The 16,334-nt window shown below is 37.7% G+C and carries 19 protein-coding genes and 1 pseudogene; 16 read left to right on the top strand and 4 right to left on the bottom strand.

Translation table 11 applies throughout. From position 1 onward, the window contains the following. The first annotated feature begins 57 nt into the window (after nt 1-57). The 3 genes and pseudogenes from C9J29_RS01925 to C9J29_RS01915 all read left to right on the top strand — a co-directional run. Nucleotides 58-504 carry a YlbF/YmcA family competence regulator gene (locus C9J29_RS01925; RefSeq protein WP_043989672.1) on the top strand — a complete coding sequence of 149 codons (447 nt, stop codon included), beginning with the start codon at nt 58-60 and terminating at the stop codon, nt 502-504. Nucleotides 505-611: 107 nt separating this feature from the next. Beyond that, nucleotides 612-1,676 carry a tartrate dehydrogenase gene (locus C9J29_RS01920; RefSeq protein ID WP_089985268.1) on the top strand — a complete coding sequence of 355 codons (1,065 nt, stop codon included), beginning with the start codon at nt 612-614 and terminating at the stop codon, nt 1,674-1,676. Nucleotides 1,677-1,749: 73 nt separating this feature from the next. Beyond that, nucleotides 1,750-1,896, top strand: a pseudogene (locus tag C9J29_RS01915) (IS3 family transposase); the annotation flags it as partial. A 106-nt stretch (nt 1,897-2,002) separates the two neighbouring features. Here C9J29_RS01915 and C9J29_RS01910 read toward each other — a convergent pair. Further along, entirely contained in the window at nt 2,003-2,911 is a 909-nt protein-coding gene (locus tag C9J29_RS01910; protein ID WP_008173929.1) for a glycerophosphodiester phosphodiesterase family protein, read from the bottom strand. A gap of 363 nt (nt 2,912-3,274) precedes the next feature. On the opposite strand from C9J29_RS01910, the gene C9J29_RS01905 reads away from it, so the two are divergent. Next, the gene (locus C9J29_RS01905; RefSeq protein ID WP_008173927.1) at nt 3,275-3,547 is read left to right on the top strand and encodes a YlbG family protein; all 273 of its coding nucleotides are present in this window, start codon (nt 3,275-3,277) and stop codon (nt 3,545-3,547) included. A 2-nt stretch (nt 3,548-3,549) separates the two neighbouring features. On the opposite strand, the gene C9J29_RS01900 is transcribed toward C9J29_RS01905, so the two are convergent. Next, a complete protein-coding gene (locus C9J29_RS01900) occupies nt 3,550-3,939 on the bottom strand; it encodes a DUF7147 family protein (RefSeq protein ID WP_008173925.1) in 390 nt (129 codons plus the stop codon). Nucleotides 3,940-3,995: 56 nt separating this feature from the next. On the opposite strand from C9J29_RS01900, the gene C9J29_RS01895 reads away from it, so the two are divergent. The 3 genes from C9J29_RS01895 (at nt 3,996) to coaD (ending at nt 6,548) form a co-directional block, all read left to right on the top strand. Continuing rightward, on the top strand, nt 3,996-5,417 hold the full coding sequence (locus C9J29_RS01895; RefSeq protein WP_008173923.1) for a hypothetical protein: 1,422 nt from the start codon (nt 3,996-3,998) through the stop codon (nt 5,415-5,417). Nucleotides 5,418-5,488: 71 nt separating this feature from the next. Then, a complete protein-coding gene (gene rsmD / locus C9J29_RS01890) occupies nt 5,489-6,055 on the top strand; it encodes a 16S rRNA (guanine(966)-N(2))-methyltransferase RsmD (RefSeq protein WP_043989719.1) in 567 nt (188 codons plus the stop codon). 1 nt (nt 6,056) lies between these two features. Then, nucleotides 6,057-6,548: a pantetheine-phosphate adenylyltransferase gene (gene coaD, locus C9J29_RS01885; RefSeq protein ID WP_008173919.1), complete on the top strand. Its 492-nt coding sequence runs from the start codon at nt 6,057-6,059 to the stop codon at nt 6,546-6,548. Nucleotides 6,549-6,609: 61 nt separating this feature from the next. Here coaD and C9J29_RS01880 read toward each other — a convergent pair whose 3' ends face one another. After that, a complete protein-coding gene (locus tag C9J29_RS01880) occupies nt 6,610-7,509 on the bottom strand; it encodes a hypothetical protein (RefSeq protein ID WP_237068726.1) in 900 nt (299 codons plus the stop codon). Between the two features lie 118 nt (nt 7,510-7,627). On the opposite strand from C9J29_RS01880, the gene C9J29_RS01875 reads away from it, so the two are divergent. Further along, complete coding sequence (locus C9J29_RS01875) at nt 7,628-8,674, top strand: SepM family pheromone-processing serine protease (protein ID WP_107921526.1); 1,047 nt, start codon at nt 7,628-7,630, stop codon at nt 8,672-8,674. A gap of 48 nt (nt 8,675-8,722) precedes the next feature. Here C9J29_RS01875 and C9J29_RS01870 read toward each other — a convergent pair whose 3' ends face one another. Beyond that, entirely contained in the window at nt 8,723-9,934 is a 1,212-nt protein-coding gene (locus tag C9J29_RS01870; protein ID WP_008173913.1) for a nucleotidyltransferase, read from the bottom strand. Nucleotides 9,935-10,100: 166 nt separating this feature from the next. Between C9J29_RS01870 and C9J29_RS01865 the strand changes: the two genes are divergently transcribed. The 8 genes from C9J29_RS01865 to mraZ all read left to right on the top strand — a co-directional run bounded on the left by C9J29_RS01865 (nt 10,101) and on the right by mraZ (nt 16,311). Next, the gene (locus C9J29_RS01865) at nt 10,101-10,634 is read left to right on the top strand and encodes a YceD family protein (RefSeq protein ID WP_008173911.1); all 534 of its coding nucleotides are present in this window, start codon (nt 10,101-10,103) and stop codon (nt 10,632-10,634) included. Between the two features lie 24 nt (nt 10,635-10,658). Beyond that, on the top strand, nt 10,659-10,832 hold the full coding sequence (gene rpmF, locus C9J29_RS01860; RefSeq protein ID WP_004224819.1) for a 50S ribosomal protein L32: 174 nt from the start codon (nt 10,659-10,661) through the stop codon (nt 10,830-10,832). A 163-nt stretch (nt 10,833-10,995) separates the two neighbouring features. Beyond that, entirely contained in the window at nt 10,996-11,763 is a 768-nt protein-coding gene (locus C9J29_RS01855; protein WP_107921525.1) for an enoyl-CoA hydratase/isomerase family protein, read from the top strand. A gap of 110 nt (nt 11,764-11,873) precedes the next feature. After that, nucleotides 11,874-12,251: a transcriptional regulator gene (locus tag C9J29_RS01850; RefSeq protein ID WP_008173900.1), complete on the top strand. Its 378-nt coding sequence runs from the start codon at nt 11,874-11,876 to the stop codon at nt 12,249-12,251. A 185-nt stretch (nt 12,252-12,436) separates the two neighbouring features. Next, nucleotides 12,437-13,342 carry a ketopantoate reductase family protein gene (locus C9J29_RS01845; RefSeq protein WP_008173899.1) on the top strand — a complete coding sequence of 302 codons (906 nt, stop codon included), beginning with the start codon at nt 12,437-12,439 and terminating at the stop codon, nt 13,340-13,342. Next, nucleotides 13,339-13,734, top strand: a complete 396-nt coding sequence (locus C9J29_RS01840; protein ID WP_008173897.1) for a DUF3397 domain-containing protein — start codon at nt 13,339-13,341, stop codon at nt 13,732-13,734. The genes C9J29_RS01845 and C9J29_RS01840 overlap by 4 nt, the downstream gene beginning before the upstream one ends. 274 nt (nt 13,735-14,008) lie before the next feature. Next, nucleotides 14,009-15,625, top strand: a complete 1,617-nt coding sequence (bshC, locus tag C9J29_RS01835) for a bacillithiol biosynthesis cysteine-adding enzyme BshC (protein WP_089985273.1) — start codon at nt 14,009-14,011, stop codon at nt 15,623-15,625. Between the two features lie 254 nt (nt 15,626-15,879). After that, entirely contained in the window at nt 15,880-16,311 is a 432-nt protein-coding gene (mraZ, locus tag C9J29_RS01830; protein ID WP_008173894.1) for a division/cell wall cluster transcriptional repressor MraZ, read from the top strand. Nucleotides 16,312-16,334 lie beyond the last annotated feature (23 nt).

The following is a 16,334-nucleotide window of genomic DNA, read 5'->3' as shown; positions in this document are numbered from 1 at the left end:
TAATGTAAAATTACCATAAAATCTGTTATGATGGGTAAGAGATTGGGGGAATTAAAAATGATGATGACCTCTGACTGGGTATTCATTTTAGATGAGGCGGAAGCGCTTTGTGAGATGATTGTTTCCTCAGAACCAGCGATGGCGCTTCAGCAAGCGTATGATGCCGTTTATAGTGATTCACAAATTGTAGAAGCTATTTACGCGTTTAATCGCATGAAAGAACAGTACGAAGATGTACAACGTTTCGGAAAATATCATCCGGACTACCATACAATTATGAAGTCGATTCGCCAACAGAAAAGGGCGCTCGACTTAAATGAAAAGGTTTCAGCTTTAAAAATTGCTGAAAACGATTTTCAGGACTTGCTTGATGAGATTAGCCTACTTGTAGGGAAAACAGTCTCTGAAGCGGTAAAAGTCCCTGTAAGCAATCCATTCTTTGCATCTGGCTCATCTTGCGGAGGAGGATGTGGCTCGGGCGGTTCATGCTCTTGCTCAGCGTAAATTAAGATGTGTTCAAACACATCTCTACTAGACTGTACACAACTCAAAGGTAAAACTGAGTTTGTTTACAGTCTTTTTCTATACAATTATGAAAGGAGGCAACATACATGAAAACATATCGGATTGCAGTCATACCAGGAGATGGGATAGGAAAAGAGGTAGTACCAGCTGCCATAGATGTACTCAATAAAGTGGCATTATTGGATGGTCGTTTTCAATTCGAATGGACAACCTTTCCATGGGGCTGTGATTATTATTTAGAGACGGGTAGTATGATGCCTGAAAATGGGATAGAGATTTTAAAGCAATATGACCAAATTTTTTTAGGAGCGGTGGGCATGCCGGAATTGGTGCCAGACCATATATCCTTATGGGGGCTACTTATAAAAATACGTCGAGAAATGCAGCAATCTATTAACGTACGACCTGCAAAGCTACTACAAGGTTTACCCTCACCTTTACGTCAACCTAATGGGTTTGATTTTATTGTTGTTAGAGAGAATTCTGAAGGGGAGTATGCGGAAAGTGGTGGGAGAATACATAGTGGGCAAGATGAAATTGCAATCCAAAATGCCATTTTTACTAGAAAGGGTACAGAACGTGCGATGCGGTATGCATTTGAGCTTGCTAAAGCCCGTCGACAACATGTGACAAGTGCCACAAAATCAAATGGTATCACCTACAGTATGCCATTTTGGGATGAAGTATTTTCGGAAATAGGGAAAGAGTATGAAGACGTAGGGAAAACATCCAATCATATTGATGCATTAGCGGACTTTTTAGTCATGAAGCCGGACAACTTTGATGTCATTGTTGCCTCCAATTTATTTGGGGATATTTTAACAGATCTAGGAGGTGCTATTATGGGGAGTATTGGAATAGCGCCTGCAGCCAACATAAATACAGAAGGCGTGTTTCCTTCTATGTTTGAGCCTGTTCATGGTTCTGCCCCAGATATAGCAGGGCGAGGGATTGCTAATCCAATAGGGCAAATATGGACGGGAAAAATGATGCTTGATTTTCTTGGCTACGAAGAAGCAGGAACACACATTTTGAACTCTATCGAATCAACATTAACGCAAGGTATAAAAACCCCTGATTTAGGTGGAACAGCAACATTACGAGAAGTAACTGATGCAGTATTACAATATTTAGAATCTGTTTATCAATGAAAACAGGGCAAGTATTGTTTGAATATTACAAAAGCCAACTAGTAATGAACTGCCCCGTAAAAGTTAGACACTAAAACTCCTGTATCTACAAGAATTTAAATCCATGGCACATTTTGAACAGGAACTCAAAGACTATATTCACTACTACAATCACAAACGAATGAAATTAAAAGACCTAAGCCCGGTGGAGTACCGAACTCAGGTCTTAGCAGTTGCTTAACTAAATATGTCTAACCTTTTTGGGTCAGATCAAATCCCTATGGCTTTTGTCTATAGTAGGTGGGAAGGACTTATTTAGAGCATTAACCCTTCCATGGACTGATTTATTAAGACTCTTGCGTTTGAAATAGCTCTACGGCTATATCTGGGCGATCTGTGATAATTCCTTTTGCGCCGTTATTAATTAATTTTTTCATTGTGTCTAAGTCATTGATTGTCCAATAATGAACAGGAATGTTAAGATTATTTAAAAACTGAATAAACTTTGGAGAATCTAAAGCGATAACCCCTGATTTAGGAGGAATTTGGAACACATCTACTTTTGGATGATATAAATGTCCGAATTGACTGGAGAAGGAAGCAAATGCTTTTCTCACATCTGATTCTCCTGCACCAAGCGCTACCTGATTTTGAGCATATAAGTTAAAGCGATCTATTTGCTCCCCGTAAAAGCTTGTTACAACGACACGATCCTCTGCGCCTAGTTCTTCAATTAAACGCCAAAGCTTAGAAGGCATTAGACTTCCTTCATAAGTTTCAGGGGCATCTTTAATATCAATATTGATCAACATATGTGGATACGCCTCAAGTAGCTCTCGTAATGTTACAACTTGTAATTTATCCTCACGGTATGGGAAGGCTCCATCCAAATCTTCAAAATGATAGCCGTGATTCAAGGCATTGATTTCTGCCAATGTCATATCAGCTATAAGGCCATAGCCGTCTGTTGTTCGTTCAACTGTATCATCGTGAAAAACAATAATTTCTTCGTCTTTTGTTAAACGTACGTCTATTTCAAATCCATCAACGCCTAACTGCGCTGCTTTGTCAAAGGCGATCATAGTATGTTCAGGTGCTAAATGAGCTCCGCCTCGGTGTGCAAGAATGATTGTGCGATCAAATTGTAATGCTTGTTTACCTTCACGTTGCTGTGGTTTAGAAATAGCTTTACTACCTGCCCAAGCTGCCGCACTTGCAGCTGCGATTGCAATTGCTATTTTAGTTTTCTTCCCCATATTCGTCCTCCTTAACAATTTTTTTACCTATTAAAGTAAATGGTGAATTCATTGTGTAATGACTAGCTCCCACATCCGTCCGAGAGCTTTATAAAACTAGTAATTAGTTAAGTGATTGATGATTCTTTCATGCTTCCTATGATGGAGGTATGAGGCATTATCATCCTTCAGCAAAATGTACATTGATTCCGTGGAAAAATAATCATGTAAGCTATTTAAAACAACTGATTCGAATTCCTACGATGTTTAACGTAGTATGCTTTTCCATTATAACGGAAAATCGAGTGTTCTGTCAGCTAAACTCTGTTGCTATCATTTTCTGGTCTATGGTATTCTTTTAGGTAAGAAATGAGGGAATCCAATATGAACGAACGACAAGGGCTAATCGTTTACGTCCATCAATTAAAACATGCGAAGTCTCTTCGGAAATATGGTCATGTTCTTTATATTTCTAGAAGACAAAAATACGTAGCGCTGTATTGTAATCGTGAGGATATTGAAATGTTGACAATAAAACTACAACGCCTTCCTTTTGTGAAAGACGTTGTTGAATCTTATCGTCCATTTGTCAAAACTGAATATGAAAATGCAAAGCCGGATAAAGCAAAGGAATATGACTATAAAGTAGGTCTATAATATTATGCTAATGCAGGTATATAGTTATTTAGTCTTAATATGCCGATTAAGTATTGATAAAATAGTTTTGATTCCGAAAATATAGATGAGTGCTTTATTTCTACAACAACTGCTTTTCGGTCTAGTTGTTCAATTTGTGCTTCAAACATTTTTTGTCGCTTAGTTGGTTCCCCATCATGATAAGGGATGCCTTCGCGACAAATATATATGGGCATGAATTTACTTTCGCCAACTGGTTTGAAGGCAACGGCTAAGGAGATTACCTTTTTATCTCCTTTTGTAGATGTTAGTAAAAAGGCCTGATGAAAGCGTTCCTGATTGGTTTTAATAATTTCAAGTAGCTCGTATACATCACCATAGCCTTCTCCTAATTCTATAAATTGTTGTGGCATAATAACTGCACATCCTTTCCAATACTCATAGTATCATGCTGCGGGAGGTCAAGCACATGAAATTTGCATTAAGCTTTTTTTCTATTTTAGTACTTATTATTTCAGGAACGTTATTTTTCCAGTATCATGCATACTCATCTGATTTAGAAACCGGCATAGGGGATTTTCATTACTCGCAGGAAATAGAGATTGTTTATCGTGAAAATAGCTTAGATATTCGTCAGCATTTTAAAAATTTACCCAATCAAAAGGTAAAAATTAAATGGCCAGAAAAGGCAACAAACCCTAGTTGCTTTATTGAGAATGAAAAAAGCTGTGATCGTTTATCAGATGAGGTCTCTTATTTTGCAAAAGGGGAAACAAAATCACAATCTGTGTCATACATAATCCCGATTGAGGGTGGCTTGAAAAATAAGATGCTCCTTCAAGATGTTTTTGCTACACTAATAAATGGTGAAGCGTCCTATTCAATTGTTCATATTTCTACAGATAGTAAAATTAATGGACAATGGATTACAGGTTTGCCATTAGTAGGTCAACAACAGCTATCACTCGTTAACTATACGATGTTTAGAGGCAACGGCACTGTTCATGACCTTTATTGGCAAGCAGGAAAACTCAAAGTACAAGAACAAACGCCTGTATTATCGATTTATGCACAACAGGCTATTCCGAATGATTTCCTAAAATCATTAGAGAATTTACAGTTTTTAAATGATGAACATATTGCAATTATTCAAGAGAAAAGTCCTGTCCCAGTTCATGATGAAAGATTATTATTTTTACCAACACTTACAGCACAAGCTGTTGAACAGGAAGTCATTTTGTCCCAAATAAAATCGCAATATACATTTGTAGACTCTCCAGAATGGTTGCTTGAAGTTATGGCATCCTATTTAGTAAACGATCCAATTGGTGGAGACAAAGCAAAGAAAATTGTGAAGACATTAAATGATTACATGACAGATAGTCAACAGCAGGCTTGGCAGGATAAGTTGAAAAAACTTGGAGATGATCCTCTATCACCAAAAACAATGGATGAGTATTTATCACAAGTGTTAGATGCTAAAACATCTTACTTTACGTTAAATGCAGCCCAGAAAGACGGAACGTACCCATTATTATTTGAGGATTCTCGTGATGTGTATGTAAATGATGTATTGAAGGAAGACGTTCATGTTATTCTATATGAAGGACAAGCGTTATATACAGCAGATACGTTATTACCTTATCTTGGGTATACAGTTGGAGAAGGGAAGAACGGCTATTATGTAAATAGCGAGCATCGCACATTCCGATTCCCTAAAGAACCTGGTTTTTATGTATTTAATCAGCGAAGATATCCAACTATTTCAGAGCCAATTATTAAAATTGCTAATCAATATTATGTGGAAGAGGCTTGGTTACAGCGTTTATTCTTAGTTGAATTACAAAAGAAAGAGGAACGTATTCAAGTATTAACACAAGAGCAACAATAACTTTTGCAGCGGAGGGCTTTCCTTTCGCTGCAAAAATACTTTATATGGATGAAAGTACGGTGATAGCTTATATGAGAGTGGTAGCAGGAGAGCGTAAAGGAATGCCGCTAAAGGCGATAGCTGGGAATACGACGAGACCTACAACTGATAAGGTGAAGGAATCGATTTTTAATATGATTGGTCCTTTTTTTGATGGAGGTACTGCACTTGATTTGTTTGCAGGAAGCGGTGGTTTAGGTATTGAATCATTAAGTCGTGGGGCAGAGCGTGCTATTTTTATTGAAAAAGATGCAAAAGCCTTTCAGGTGCTGCAAGAAAATATTAAAAAATGCCGTTACGAAGAACATACTGAGCTGTTTCGCATTGATGCAAAGCGTGCTGTGAAAGCGCTATTAAAACGTGATATTACCTTTTCATTAGTTTTTTTAGATCCGCCTTATCATCAAAAGGAATATTATGACTTAGTGCAATTACTCGTTGATAATGAAAAAATTCAACAAAATGGTATTATTTTATGTGAACATGCAAAAGAAATAACATTACCTCAAAGTTTTGGTGAGTTTGTTTTAAAAAGACAAGAAACATATGGCGGAACAATTATTTCTGTTTATCGCTGTACAGAGGAAGAGGGAGAATAAGTTGTCAGAGAAAATTGCTGTAGTTCCTGGAAGTTTTGACCCTGTGACATTTGGCCATTTAGATATTATTAAACGTGCAGCCGATGTGTTCGATATCGTCTATGTAGCCGTATTAAACAATTCAGCAAAAAATCCGCTGTTTTCTGTAGAGGAACGTATGGCTTTAATGGCTGAAGTAACAAAAGCGATACCTAATGTTCGGATAGAAAGTTCTTCAGGTCTTCTTATAGACTATGCTAAAGAAAAAAAAGCTAAGGCCATTGTACGTGGCTTACGAGCAGTTTCAGATTTTGAATATGAAATGCAAATTACTTCTATGAACCGTTTCCTAGATGAAACAATCGAAACATTCTTCATTATGACGAAGAATCAATACTCATTCCTAAGTTCCAGTATTGTAAAAGAGGTTGCGAAATATGGAAGTGATGTCAATGAGTTAGTTCCAGATTGTGTTGTACAAGCTTTAAAAGAAAAATATGGTTTTATCCAATAGTGGTTGAAGAGGATGTCGGTACTATACGCTGAACATCCTCTTTTTTATCGATGAAAACTAATTATTTCAGAAAAAATAGAGCATAAATAGTTGGTACAATGATTATGCTAAGGAGGCGAAATTTTAGATAAGGTCTCACAGAAAGTTTGGCGGATTTAGCAATCACAAAAATTTGTAAATGAATACTTATACTTTGCATCGTTAACAAAATGACGACTAGTAAAGAGGTATACGGGAAATCAGGGAAGGCCGTGACGGTCATTTTAAGACCATTTGTCACTTCTAGGATGGCGGCTAAGGACAGTTCAATCGTATAAGGTAGCTTCGGTATTAATTGATCTAAGCCCTGTTGCACGATAGTCTGAATGGTTGTGAAAAAGATAATGGTTGTACCCACTAATAAAATGGTTGGGGCAGTTTCTTTAATACTTTCTGAAAAGGGAGCTGTGTACAGTGTAGTGTTGTGTACAGTGATGGTTGGTGAATCCGTTTTGCGGTATAAAAAGTAACCAGTTACTAAGCAACAAATATTAAACATATGTAGTAAACATAAAAACAACCATCCAAACGTATTACTGTGTAGTAAATCAAGGCTTACAAACCCTAACACGAATAATGGACTTGGTGCATGACAAACGGCTAGTAGAAAATTTGCTTCCTTAGGATGTAATTGTCCACTGTTTTTTAAATAAACAATAGTGGTCGCTCCAGTAGGATAGCCTCCAAGTGCGCTAATAATGTAGGCTTGTACGTATAAAGAAGCTCTTTTTGTTTTGGTACGCATAGGGGCTGTTAAACGCAGGAGCCATTGTGTTAACACCAAATACGGTAGTAAATACGGAAATAGCGCCTCCATGAAAAGAGATAAGCCTAAATCAGTACCACTATGAGCGGTTTGTGGGAATAACAAGAGTAAGAGAATTAGAATTATGCAGAGCGCTATTTGAATTGTAGCAAACATATGATCATCTCGTTTCAACTTTTTGTCATTCACATAGGCAAATGCTAAAATTAATATATGTGTGAAAGGCAAAAACATGAACGTATGGTTTTGCAAGCGTCCTAGGAGGTGTATTCAAGTGAAGAGAAAAATTGGCATTTATGCGGTGTTAATAGTCGTGATTTGTTCTATGATGTTATACCGACTAGACGCGTATATTATGAAACCTGGTAGTGCCTATGATGTCAGTAAATTTGTTACGGTCGATAGCAAGGAGGCAGATAGTTTAGGATCTATGAGTTTGATGACGGTCGCCATGCAGCAAGCCACACCATTTTCATATTTATGGGCTAAAACTCAAAAGTATCAAAAGCTCATGGATATTGAACAAGTCCGAAATCCATTAGAGGATGATGAGGAATATAATGTTCGACAGTTAAAATTAATGTCGGATTCCCAATTTAATGCTAAATATGTAGCTTTCCAAAGAGCTGGATTAGAGACAAAAGTTCATTTTAATGGTGTCTTTATCTTAAATGTATTGGATGGTGGCGCTTCAGATGGCATCTTAAAAGCTGGGGATGAAATAATTGAAGTAGATGGACAAAAAATAACTAATCAGCAAATGCTTGTTGAGCTTTTACAGCCTAAACAGCTCGGGGATCAAGTATCGATTCAATTTATACGTAATGAAGAACAGCAGAAGGCAACAATTACATTGAAAGAAATACCAAATGCACAGGAGCATAGAGCCGGTTTAGGGATTTCTTATACAGAAAGCAAATCGATAGAAACCAATCCACAGGTGACAATGAAGACAGAGGATATTGGTGGTCCTTCTGCAGGATTGATGTTTACACTTGAAATATTAGATCAACTTCTGGATGAGGATTTAACGAAAGGTTATGCCATCGCAGGTACAGGAGAAATGCTAGTTGATGGATCTGTTGGCCGAATTGGCGGAATTGACTATAAGATTATAGCAGCTGATCGTGATGATATGGAAATCTTTTTTGCCCCTGATGATGAAATTTCTCCAGAAATGAAGGCGAAGTATCCAGAGTTAGAATCCAATTATACGACTGCTGTAAAAACAGCGAAGGAAATTGGGACAAAGATGAAAATTGTACCTGTGAAAAACGTGGACGATGCCATCAATTATTTAAAGCAGCTACAACCAAAATAAAAGACAATAAAGGGATGCTAGAACCCATCTAGCATCCCTTTTATGACTTTAATAACGGATTGGTGGTGTTTGATAATCTTTTGGAAGACTTAGCGCTGTAACGCCTTGCTCTATACTTAAATTGTATAGCTCTGCAGCATGAATATCGATGGCCAGCATAGCATCTTTTGCAGCTGCAACACGGCTTATTAAAGGTAATTCGATATCTTTTTTACGCTTTCCTATATAAGCTTGGCCAGTTTCGCTCATGCCTAGTAAACGGATAAATGATGGGGCTTCAAAGCTGTGTAGCTGTTCCTTTGTAAATCCTGTATAAATATGTGTAATCATACGTTGAAGGCGGGTCCAGGTATAACGTTTCGATTTTATTTTTTCCATAAAGCTATTAAAGGATGAGCTGCTTTTGGCTGCTTTCATAATAGCATTCTCAATCCCCTCAGTTACTTCTGCATAACGAGTGAGCTCAGAAGTCGTGTGTCTCATAATCGTGAACTGTAAAAGTGGCCAAAATGCTTCCCAGCTAGCAAATTTTTTATAGTGTCTATGCCAGTCTGCCAAATAATCAAAAGATGCCTCCGGAACAACCTTTTGAACACTCTGTAAAGAACTTGTAGTTGCTAGGGCTTTACGTATTCCCGTAGCGCTTGCGATGGATGCGTCCTCTTTAAGTGCATCATGATAGCCTGCTGCAATACGAGGGATGGTAAGTGGCTGGATGTTACTGTTCAGCGTTCTCGCCGCCTCTAGATAATGAAAGCCAAGAATATTATTGGGTTGTGCAAGATCGATGTATGGAGCAGGGAACTTCTGAGTAAGCTGTTCATAGGCGTAATATAGGCTTTTAGGATAGCTAGCGCCTGTTTTAAGGCTGTCTTTAATAAGTGCGTCATACTCTGTACGATTATTGTCGATCAACTCAAACGTGTTCAAGAATGGTTGGATAGAGCCATCTTCACTACCAAAAGCAAACGAGTCGCAGCCAACAGCAGTTAATAATGAAATCGCACCCTTGGCGAAATCAGTAGCAGGGGCTGTACTATAGACATAAGGTAGCTCAATGACAATGTCTACACCACCTGCGAGTGCCATTTTTGTACGTGTCCATTTATCTACCATAGCTGGTTCACCACGTTGTAAAAATGTTCCACTCATAACAGCGATGACAATATCTGCTTTCGCTACTTTTTTAGCCTGTGTTAAATGATAGGCATGTCCGTTGTGAAAAGGATTATATTCAACAACAATTCCAACTGCTTTCATGCTTTCCCTCCTGATCATTTATGTTTTATGGTAAGCTGTTTAGAGCAAATATACTTCTTATAGTATATAATTATAGGTAGGTTTTAAAGAGGTGACAAGAAATTATCTTGACATCTATTTTTACACATTATATAATCAACATTGTTGTCTCGAGGTGATTAAACGAATGAAATGGTCAATTCATCAATTATCTAAATACCGCCAAAACGGGATGCCAATCGATGCCTTTGTCCAACTGGACGAAGTGATGGAGCGAAACCAGGATATTCGAGCAATTTCGCCCGTTCATGTAAAAGGGCTATGTACTTTTGGTGCATCGCAAATGACATGTCAGTTAACTGTGACAGCGACGTTAACGCTACCATGTGCTCGCACGTGGGAGGATGTTGAGTTTCCTATCGATGTTGAGACAGTTGAAATTTTCAGCTGGATTGACGAAGATCAACGAGGAGACGATGACGGAGACATTCACTATATTGACGGTGAAGTCATCGACATGAAACCAGTTCTTGAGGAGCTAGTGCTGCTCGAGGTACCTATGCAAGTGTTCAAGGAAAATACCGAAGGACAAGTGCAAGGCGGTAAAAGCTGGTCTTATGCAACAGATGAAGACGTAGAGCTACACAAAAAAGCTGACGAACAAAAAGTGGATCCAAGACTAGCTGCTTTAGCTAAGTATTTTGATCAAACAGACGAATAGACGATCTGTAAGGAGGTGCCATCAATGGCTGTACCATTTAGAAGAACTTCTAAAACTGCAAAAAGAAAGCGTCGTACGCATTTCAAATTATCTGTACCTGGTATGGTAACTTGCCCTAACTGTGGTGAGGCTAAATTATCACACCGTGTTTGCAAAGCTTGCGGACAATACAAAGGTAAAGAAGTAGTAAGCAAATAATACAGTGTTTGCTCACTTAAAAGGCTAGTAGAGAGACCATGGCTCTTTACTAGCCTTTTTTTGATGGCTTAAAAACAGAATATTGCGTTGATTGCGAAATTTAATATAATAGTGAAATAATTGTATGATACAATTTATTCATGGAGACAAAGGGGGTAATAATGTGAGTTATACAATCGACAATCATGATGGTGTTATGACTTTTACGATTAATCGAGAAGAGAAGCGTAATGCTGTCAATGATGAGGTTATGAATGGTCTTCAGGAAGTCATTACGTATATTCGAAAACATGAGGATGTGCGTTTTTTAGTAGTGACAGGTGCTGGAGATAAATCATTTTGCTCTGGAGGGGATTTATCTGAGTTTCATTCGCTGGAGACGGAGGATGAGGCATTTGGTATGTTAAGTAAGATGGGGAAAATATTATATGACCTTGCGACACTCCCGGTACCCACTATAGCGCTTATAAATGGTACCGCAGTTGGTGGAGGTTGTGAGATTGCCACAGCTTGTGATTTTCGTTTAGTGGCAAACCATGCGAAATGTGGTTTTATTCAAGGAACCTTAGCCATTACGAGTGGTTGGGGTGGTGGTACATATCTTTTTGAACGAGGTTTACGTCATGACCGTGCATTAAAAATGCTTTTGGATGCGAAGCCGTATCCTGCGCAGTTGCTATATGAAATTGGATGGGCAATGCGAGTTTTTGAAGGCTCAAAGGATGAGGCGTTAAATGATTTTATTGAACATATGCGAAAAATTCATCCTTCTGTTCATAAAGCTTATAAGGAAATCGAGCTTCGTAAATGGCGAGAACGAAATATGTATGAGCGGGTGATGGAGGAAGTTCGTACGTGTGCAAAATTGTGGGAAAGTGAAGCGCATCATCTGGCTGTTAATAATTTCTTAACAAAGAAGAATAATAAGTGATGTATAAAGGCAGTGATGAAAGAAAAACATAATCACTGTCTTTTTTCATGCAATGATTCTATTTTGCTCGCTACTGCATATAGTAGTAAAAAATGCGAGGGTGATAGATTATGGAATTGAAAAAAAGAAAAGATCAATGGACAAAGGAAGACGATGAAAGACTAGCAGAAATTGTCTTGCATAATGTGCAAAATGGCAAAACGCAGTTGGAGGCTTTTGAAATGGCGGCTATGGAACTGGGCCGTACAAAGCAGGCGTGTGGCTTCCGTTGGAATAAAACATTACGTGGTCAATATAGTCAGTCATTATTAGCTGTACGAAATCAACCCCAACAATCTATGCGAAGTCACTTGAAATTGGCATTGACAAGTTTTGACGAATTAACAGATGCTTATCAAACCCTTGAAATGAGACATCGTGAGTTGCAAAATGAACATGAGAAATTAGTGAAGTGGCTGCAGCAAGGTTATTCGTTAATGAAAGATTAAACTTCAGTAACTATGAAGAGCATACAATATTTATCTTTCCTAGAGATAAAACCCTTTCTGTATATCGTCAATAAACAGCCAATCTTGTATAATAGAAGAACCTACTTAGGGGTGCCTTAGAATTTATTCTGAGGCACCTTATTCTTATAGCTTCATAATGTGGAGAGGAAAGGGTGTAAAATGAAATGATGAAGGTAGCAGTTATTGGTGCTGGAGCGGTTGGTCAATTAACAGCAAGCTTTTTAGCAGAGTCGGGAATGTCAGTATCGTTAGTGACAAGAAAACAGAAGCAGGTAGAAGAGCTAACTACCAATCAATTAACGCGAATGAATATTGATGGAACTAAAACTGTACAAAAAATTGCTTCTACAACAAATTTAACTGCATTACCACCTCAAGATTTAATTGTGATTGCTGTTAAATATGTTCATTTACAAAATCTCTATGACCAATTAGCGTCACTATCAAATGAAATACCTTTGCTCTTTATGCAAAATGGCTTGGCTCATTTTGAGGAGGCACGAAGTTTACCTCAAAAAAATATCGCGTTTTGCTCCGTTTCTTTTGGTGCACAATTGCGGAATCAAACAACTGTTCAACATAGAGGGATTGGTCCTTGTAAAATAGCTATCGAACGAGGGAAACAACCTGTTTTTCTAAAGTTATTACAATTACAAAATCCATTGTTTCCTGTTGAAATGGCCGATAATGCAGAGAAGATGCTATTTGAAAAAGCAATATTTAATAGCTTAATCAATCCATTAACTTATGTATTACAAATAAAGAACGGGGAACTAGTGACTAATACACGAGTGTATGCCCTTTTGAAGAATATTTATCAGGAGTTAACGATTGCGTTCGAAGATATTGAGCGCACTATATCTTTTGGAGATGTGGTAGACTTATGTAGGCAAACAGCCGAAAATACATCTTCCATGCTTGCAGATCGTATGCAGGGAAGAAAAAGTGAGATTGAAACAATTGTTGGTGCCATTTTGGATAAGGCTTTAACAAATGGTCATCATTTGCCTACTTTGCGTACTTTATATCTCCAAGTACTTGCGATAGAGGAGAGCGGTGAACAAAGTTGAAAGACCTTTTACATATTATTGTTAGTATCGTTATTTTTTGCCCAATTGTTCTTTTTATTATAGTCTATCTAATTAGCCGGAAAGTTAAAATACGTGGTACCCATGCATTTGGTGCGGCGTCTGATGTGACAACCTTCTGCTTGTTCTTTTCAGTCCCCTTAGGCATTGGAGTACTGTGGCAAGTAAATGTAGGGGGACTTTTAGTCATCCTTGCAATAATGATGGCTATGATTTTTACATATATTGAATGGCGGACCAAAAAAGAAATAGAAGTGAAGCCGTTATTAAAGAAAATTTGGCGTTTTTTATTTTTATTACTGAGCACCGCGTATGTTGTGATCTGTATAATCGGTGTCATTCAGTCCCTTGTAGACTATTTACAGGTTGCCTAAGCATTTTCTTTTCATGTTGGAGCTATAAGGGTTAAAATAATAGCATTATAAAGTAGATATAAAAAATCATTCTTTATGGATGGGAAACTGATTAAATGTCATAAAGCCTAGTGCTAAAAGAATAGTTCAGTAATATTGCACAGTGCTATGTTCATGGTGGGGGAAATGCAATATGGGCTAAAAACATTTACAGCCTCAAGTGCATAATATGTGAGGAATCAATTTCTCGTTATAAGTAAAATAATGATTGAGTGAGTAGAGGAGCTTATATTAAATGAAACTGGAGTCTATCCAAGTACCTATAAAAAATAATGTGCTAGCCGATTACTGGTCGCCAAATACTGCCATTCATCAGTTTTTTGAATACGATTTTAATGATCAGGCTTTTGAGGAAAGAGCGAAGCATTTAGCACAACATGCCAGAGATCAAAAAGAGCTGACAGCCATCATCCGTCAATTTATGGAGCCACTAGGGTTATCACAAAAAGCGAATGAACATTTACAACAACTAGAACAAGGAGCTATGGTCATAATCGGTGGCCAACAAGCAGGTATCTTAACTGGCCCTCTTTACTCCGTTCATAAAGCGATTTCAGTCATTGTGTTAGCAAAAGAACAAAGTGCGAAGCTTCAAAAATCTGTCGTACCTGTTTTTTGGATAGCTGGAGAAGATCATGATTTGGAAGAAATTAATCATACTTATACGGTGCATGGAGAGTTATTAAAAAAACGAGCATACAGTGAGCGCTCTAGACGCAAAACAATGGCATCGGCAACAATGCTCAATAAAGAGTCGATGACACAATTTATCAATACCATTATTAGAGACATTGGGGAAACCGAGTATACAGAGGCCCTTATTAAACAATTAGTAGATGTGCTAAACGAAAGTGAGACATTTACTGATTTCTTTGCGCGGTTAATGAACCAATTATTTAAAGATGAAGGGTTACTGTTCATTGATGCAGCGGATTATAATTTCCGTCAATATGAAAGTGACAATTTTGCACACATCATTCAGCATAGCGAAGAAATTGCTAGAGTTGTAACAGAAAAGGAAGAGCTGTTAGAGCAAACGGGCTACGGTAAACCTATTTTAGCGACAAGAGATGCAGCTAATCTATTCTATGTAGAGGACGGAGAACGTCATCTTTTGGAAAGAAAAAATGATCTATTTATTAATTTAGCGGCAAACCTTAAGTTTACTCGTGAAGAGCTACTAGAGATTGCCAAGAAATATCCAGAGCGCTTGAGTAATAACGTGGTGTCCCGTCCATTAATGCAGGAAATGACGTTCCCTGTACTGGCATTCGTCGGTGGCCCTGGTGAATTAGCTTATTGGGCAACATTAAAAAGTGCATTTTCTGTACTAGACCTACAAATGCCTATTTTTGCCCCGCGCCTTCATATGACGATTGTGACGCGTCATGTAGAGCAATTATTGTGTGAACATCAATTGACTGTTACGGATGTTTGGAATGGCAAAGCTTTAGAAATGAAAGAGCGTTTTATTGATGATGTGCAGGATAGTGAGGCTAAACGCCAAATTCAGGCTATGGAGCAGTTGTTAGCAGAAAAGTACAGTGAGCTTGCATCGTATTTAGAGGAACAGCATTTAACTTTAGATAAAATCCTTGTGAAAAATCAAGAAAATCATGCAAAACAATTTGACTACCTGCAGCAAAAAATTGAGCAAACTGTACTCGACAAGCATGAAACTACTATCCGCAAATTTACGACGCTACAAAATGAGTTGTATCCAAACGAAGGTTTCCAGGAAAGAACTTATAATCCATATCAATATTTTAATGAGTTTGGACCTATGTTGATTGCTGAAATGTTAAAGCAAAACTATAGTATTGGCAAACACCACTATTTACTTTATTTATAAACCTATCTGCCAGGTTCTTTATACCTAGATGATTTTTTGATACAATATTGATTTGATGAATTTTGTCTATAAAAATAGTATTTAGAGAGCTATCCTCCTAAGGATAGCTCTTTCTTTGTGTCATTTAGCATATATCAAAAATTTCCATCAAGGTCTAATTGCACATTAAGAGATAAAATGTCAAGTTTTTTTTAAAAAAAGTGGAGGAAAGTGGGGGGATGTGGTACATTATTTAATAAAGTGGGGTGAGTAGTATGTTCATGGGAGAATATCAACACTCCGTTGATGCGAAAGGGCGATTAATCGTGCCGGCAAAATTTCGTGAAGCTTTAGGCGAAGCGTTTGTTGTCACAAGAGGTCTCGATAACTGTCTATTTGGCTATCCTATGAATGAATGGCGAAAACTCGAAGAAAAGTTAAAAGATTTACCGATGACCAAAAAGGATACACGTGCATTTGCAAGGTTTTTCTTTTCTGGCGCAACAGAGGTAGAAATAGACAAGCAGGGGCGAATTAATATTCCAGCTACTCTTATGCAACATGCACATCTTGTAAAGGAATGTGTAGTGTTGGGGGTTTCAAATCGAATTGAGATTTGGGCTAAAGATGCATGGGAAGCTTACTTCAGCGAGTCCGAACAATCTTTTAATGAAATTGCAGAAAATATGATTGGCTTTGATTTTTAACTTTTGATAAGCATGTCCATTCA

The sequence above is a fragment of the Lysinibacillus fusiformis genome, from assembly GCF_003049525.1.
Lineage (GTDB): Bacteria > Bacillota > Bacilli > Bacillales_A > Planococcaceae > Lysinibacillus > Lysinibacillus fusiformis.
Note: the sequence above shows the minus strand (reverse complement) of the source record. Positions and strands in the feature narration are given on the sequence as shown.

Coding starts and splice junctions, on each gene's coding strand:
- C9J29_RS01925 (WP_043989672.1), top strand. CDS start 58: ATGATGATGACCTCTGACTGGGTATTCATTTTAGATGAGGCGGAAGCG.
- C9J29_RS01920 (WP_089985268.1), top strand. CDS start 612: ATGAAAACATATCGGATTGCAGTCATACCAGGAGATGGGATAGGAAAA.
- C9J29_RS01910 (WP_008173929.1), bottom strand. CDS start 2,911: ATGGGGAAGAAAACTAAAATAGCAATTGCAATCGCAGCTGCAAGTGCG.
- C9J29_RS01905 (WP_008173927.1), top strand. CDS start 3,275: ATGAACGAACGACAAGGGCTAATCGTTTACGTCCATCAATTAAAACAT.
- C9J29_RS01900 (WP_008173925.1), bottom strand. CDS start 3,939: ATGCCACAACAATTTATAGAATTAGGAGAAGGCTATGGTGATGTATAC.
- C9J29_RS01895 (WP_008173923.1), top strand. CDS start 3,996: ATGAAATTTGCATTAAGCTTTTTTTCTATTTTAGTACTTATTATTTCA.
- rsmD (WP_043989719.1), top strand. CDS start 5,489: ATGAGAGTGGTAGCAGGAGAGCGTAAAGGAATGCCGCTAAAGGCGATA.
- C9J29_RS01880 (WP_237068726.1), bottom strand. CDS start 7,509: ATGTTTGCTACAATTCAAATAGCGCTCTGCATAATTCTAATTCTCTTA.
- C9J29_RS01870 (WP_008173913.1), bottom strand. CDS start 9,934: ATGAAAGCAGTTGGAATTGTTGTTGAATATAATCCTTTTCACAACGGA.
- C9J29_RS01865 (WP_008173911.1), top strand. CDS start 10,101: ATGAAATGGTCAATTCATCAATTATCTAAATACCGCCAAAACGGGATG.
- rpmF (WP_004224819.1), top strand. CDS start 10,659: ATGGCTGTACCATTTAGAAGAACTTCTAAAACTGCAAAAAGAAAGCGT.
- C9J29_RS01850 (WP_008173900.1), top strand. CDS start 11,874: ATGGAATTGAAAAAAAGAAAAGATCAATGGACAAAGGAAGACGATGAA.
- C9J29_RS01845 (WP_008173899.1), top strand. CDS start 12,437: ATGATGAAGGTAGCAGTTATTGGTGCTGGAGCGGTTGGTCAATTAACA.
- bshC (WP_089985273.1), top strand. CDS start 14,009: ATGAAACTGGAGTCTATCCAAGTACCTATAAAAAATAATGTGCTAGCC.
- mraZ (WP_008173894.1), top strand. CDS start 15,880: ATGTTCATGGGAGAATATCAACACTCCGTTGATGCGAAAGGGCGATTA.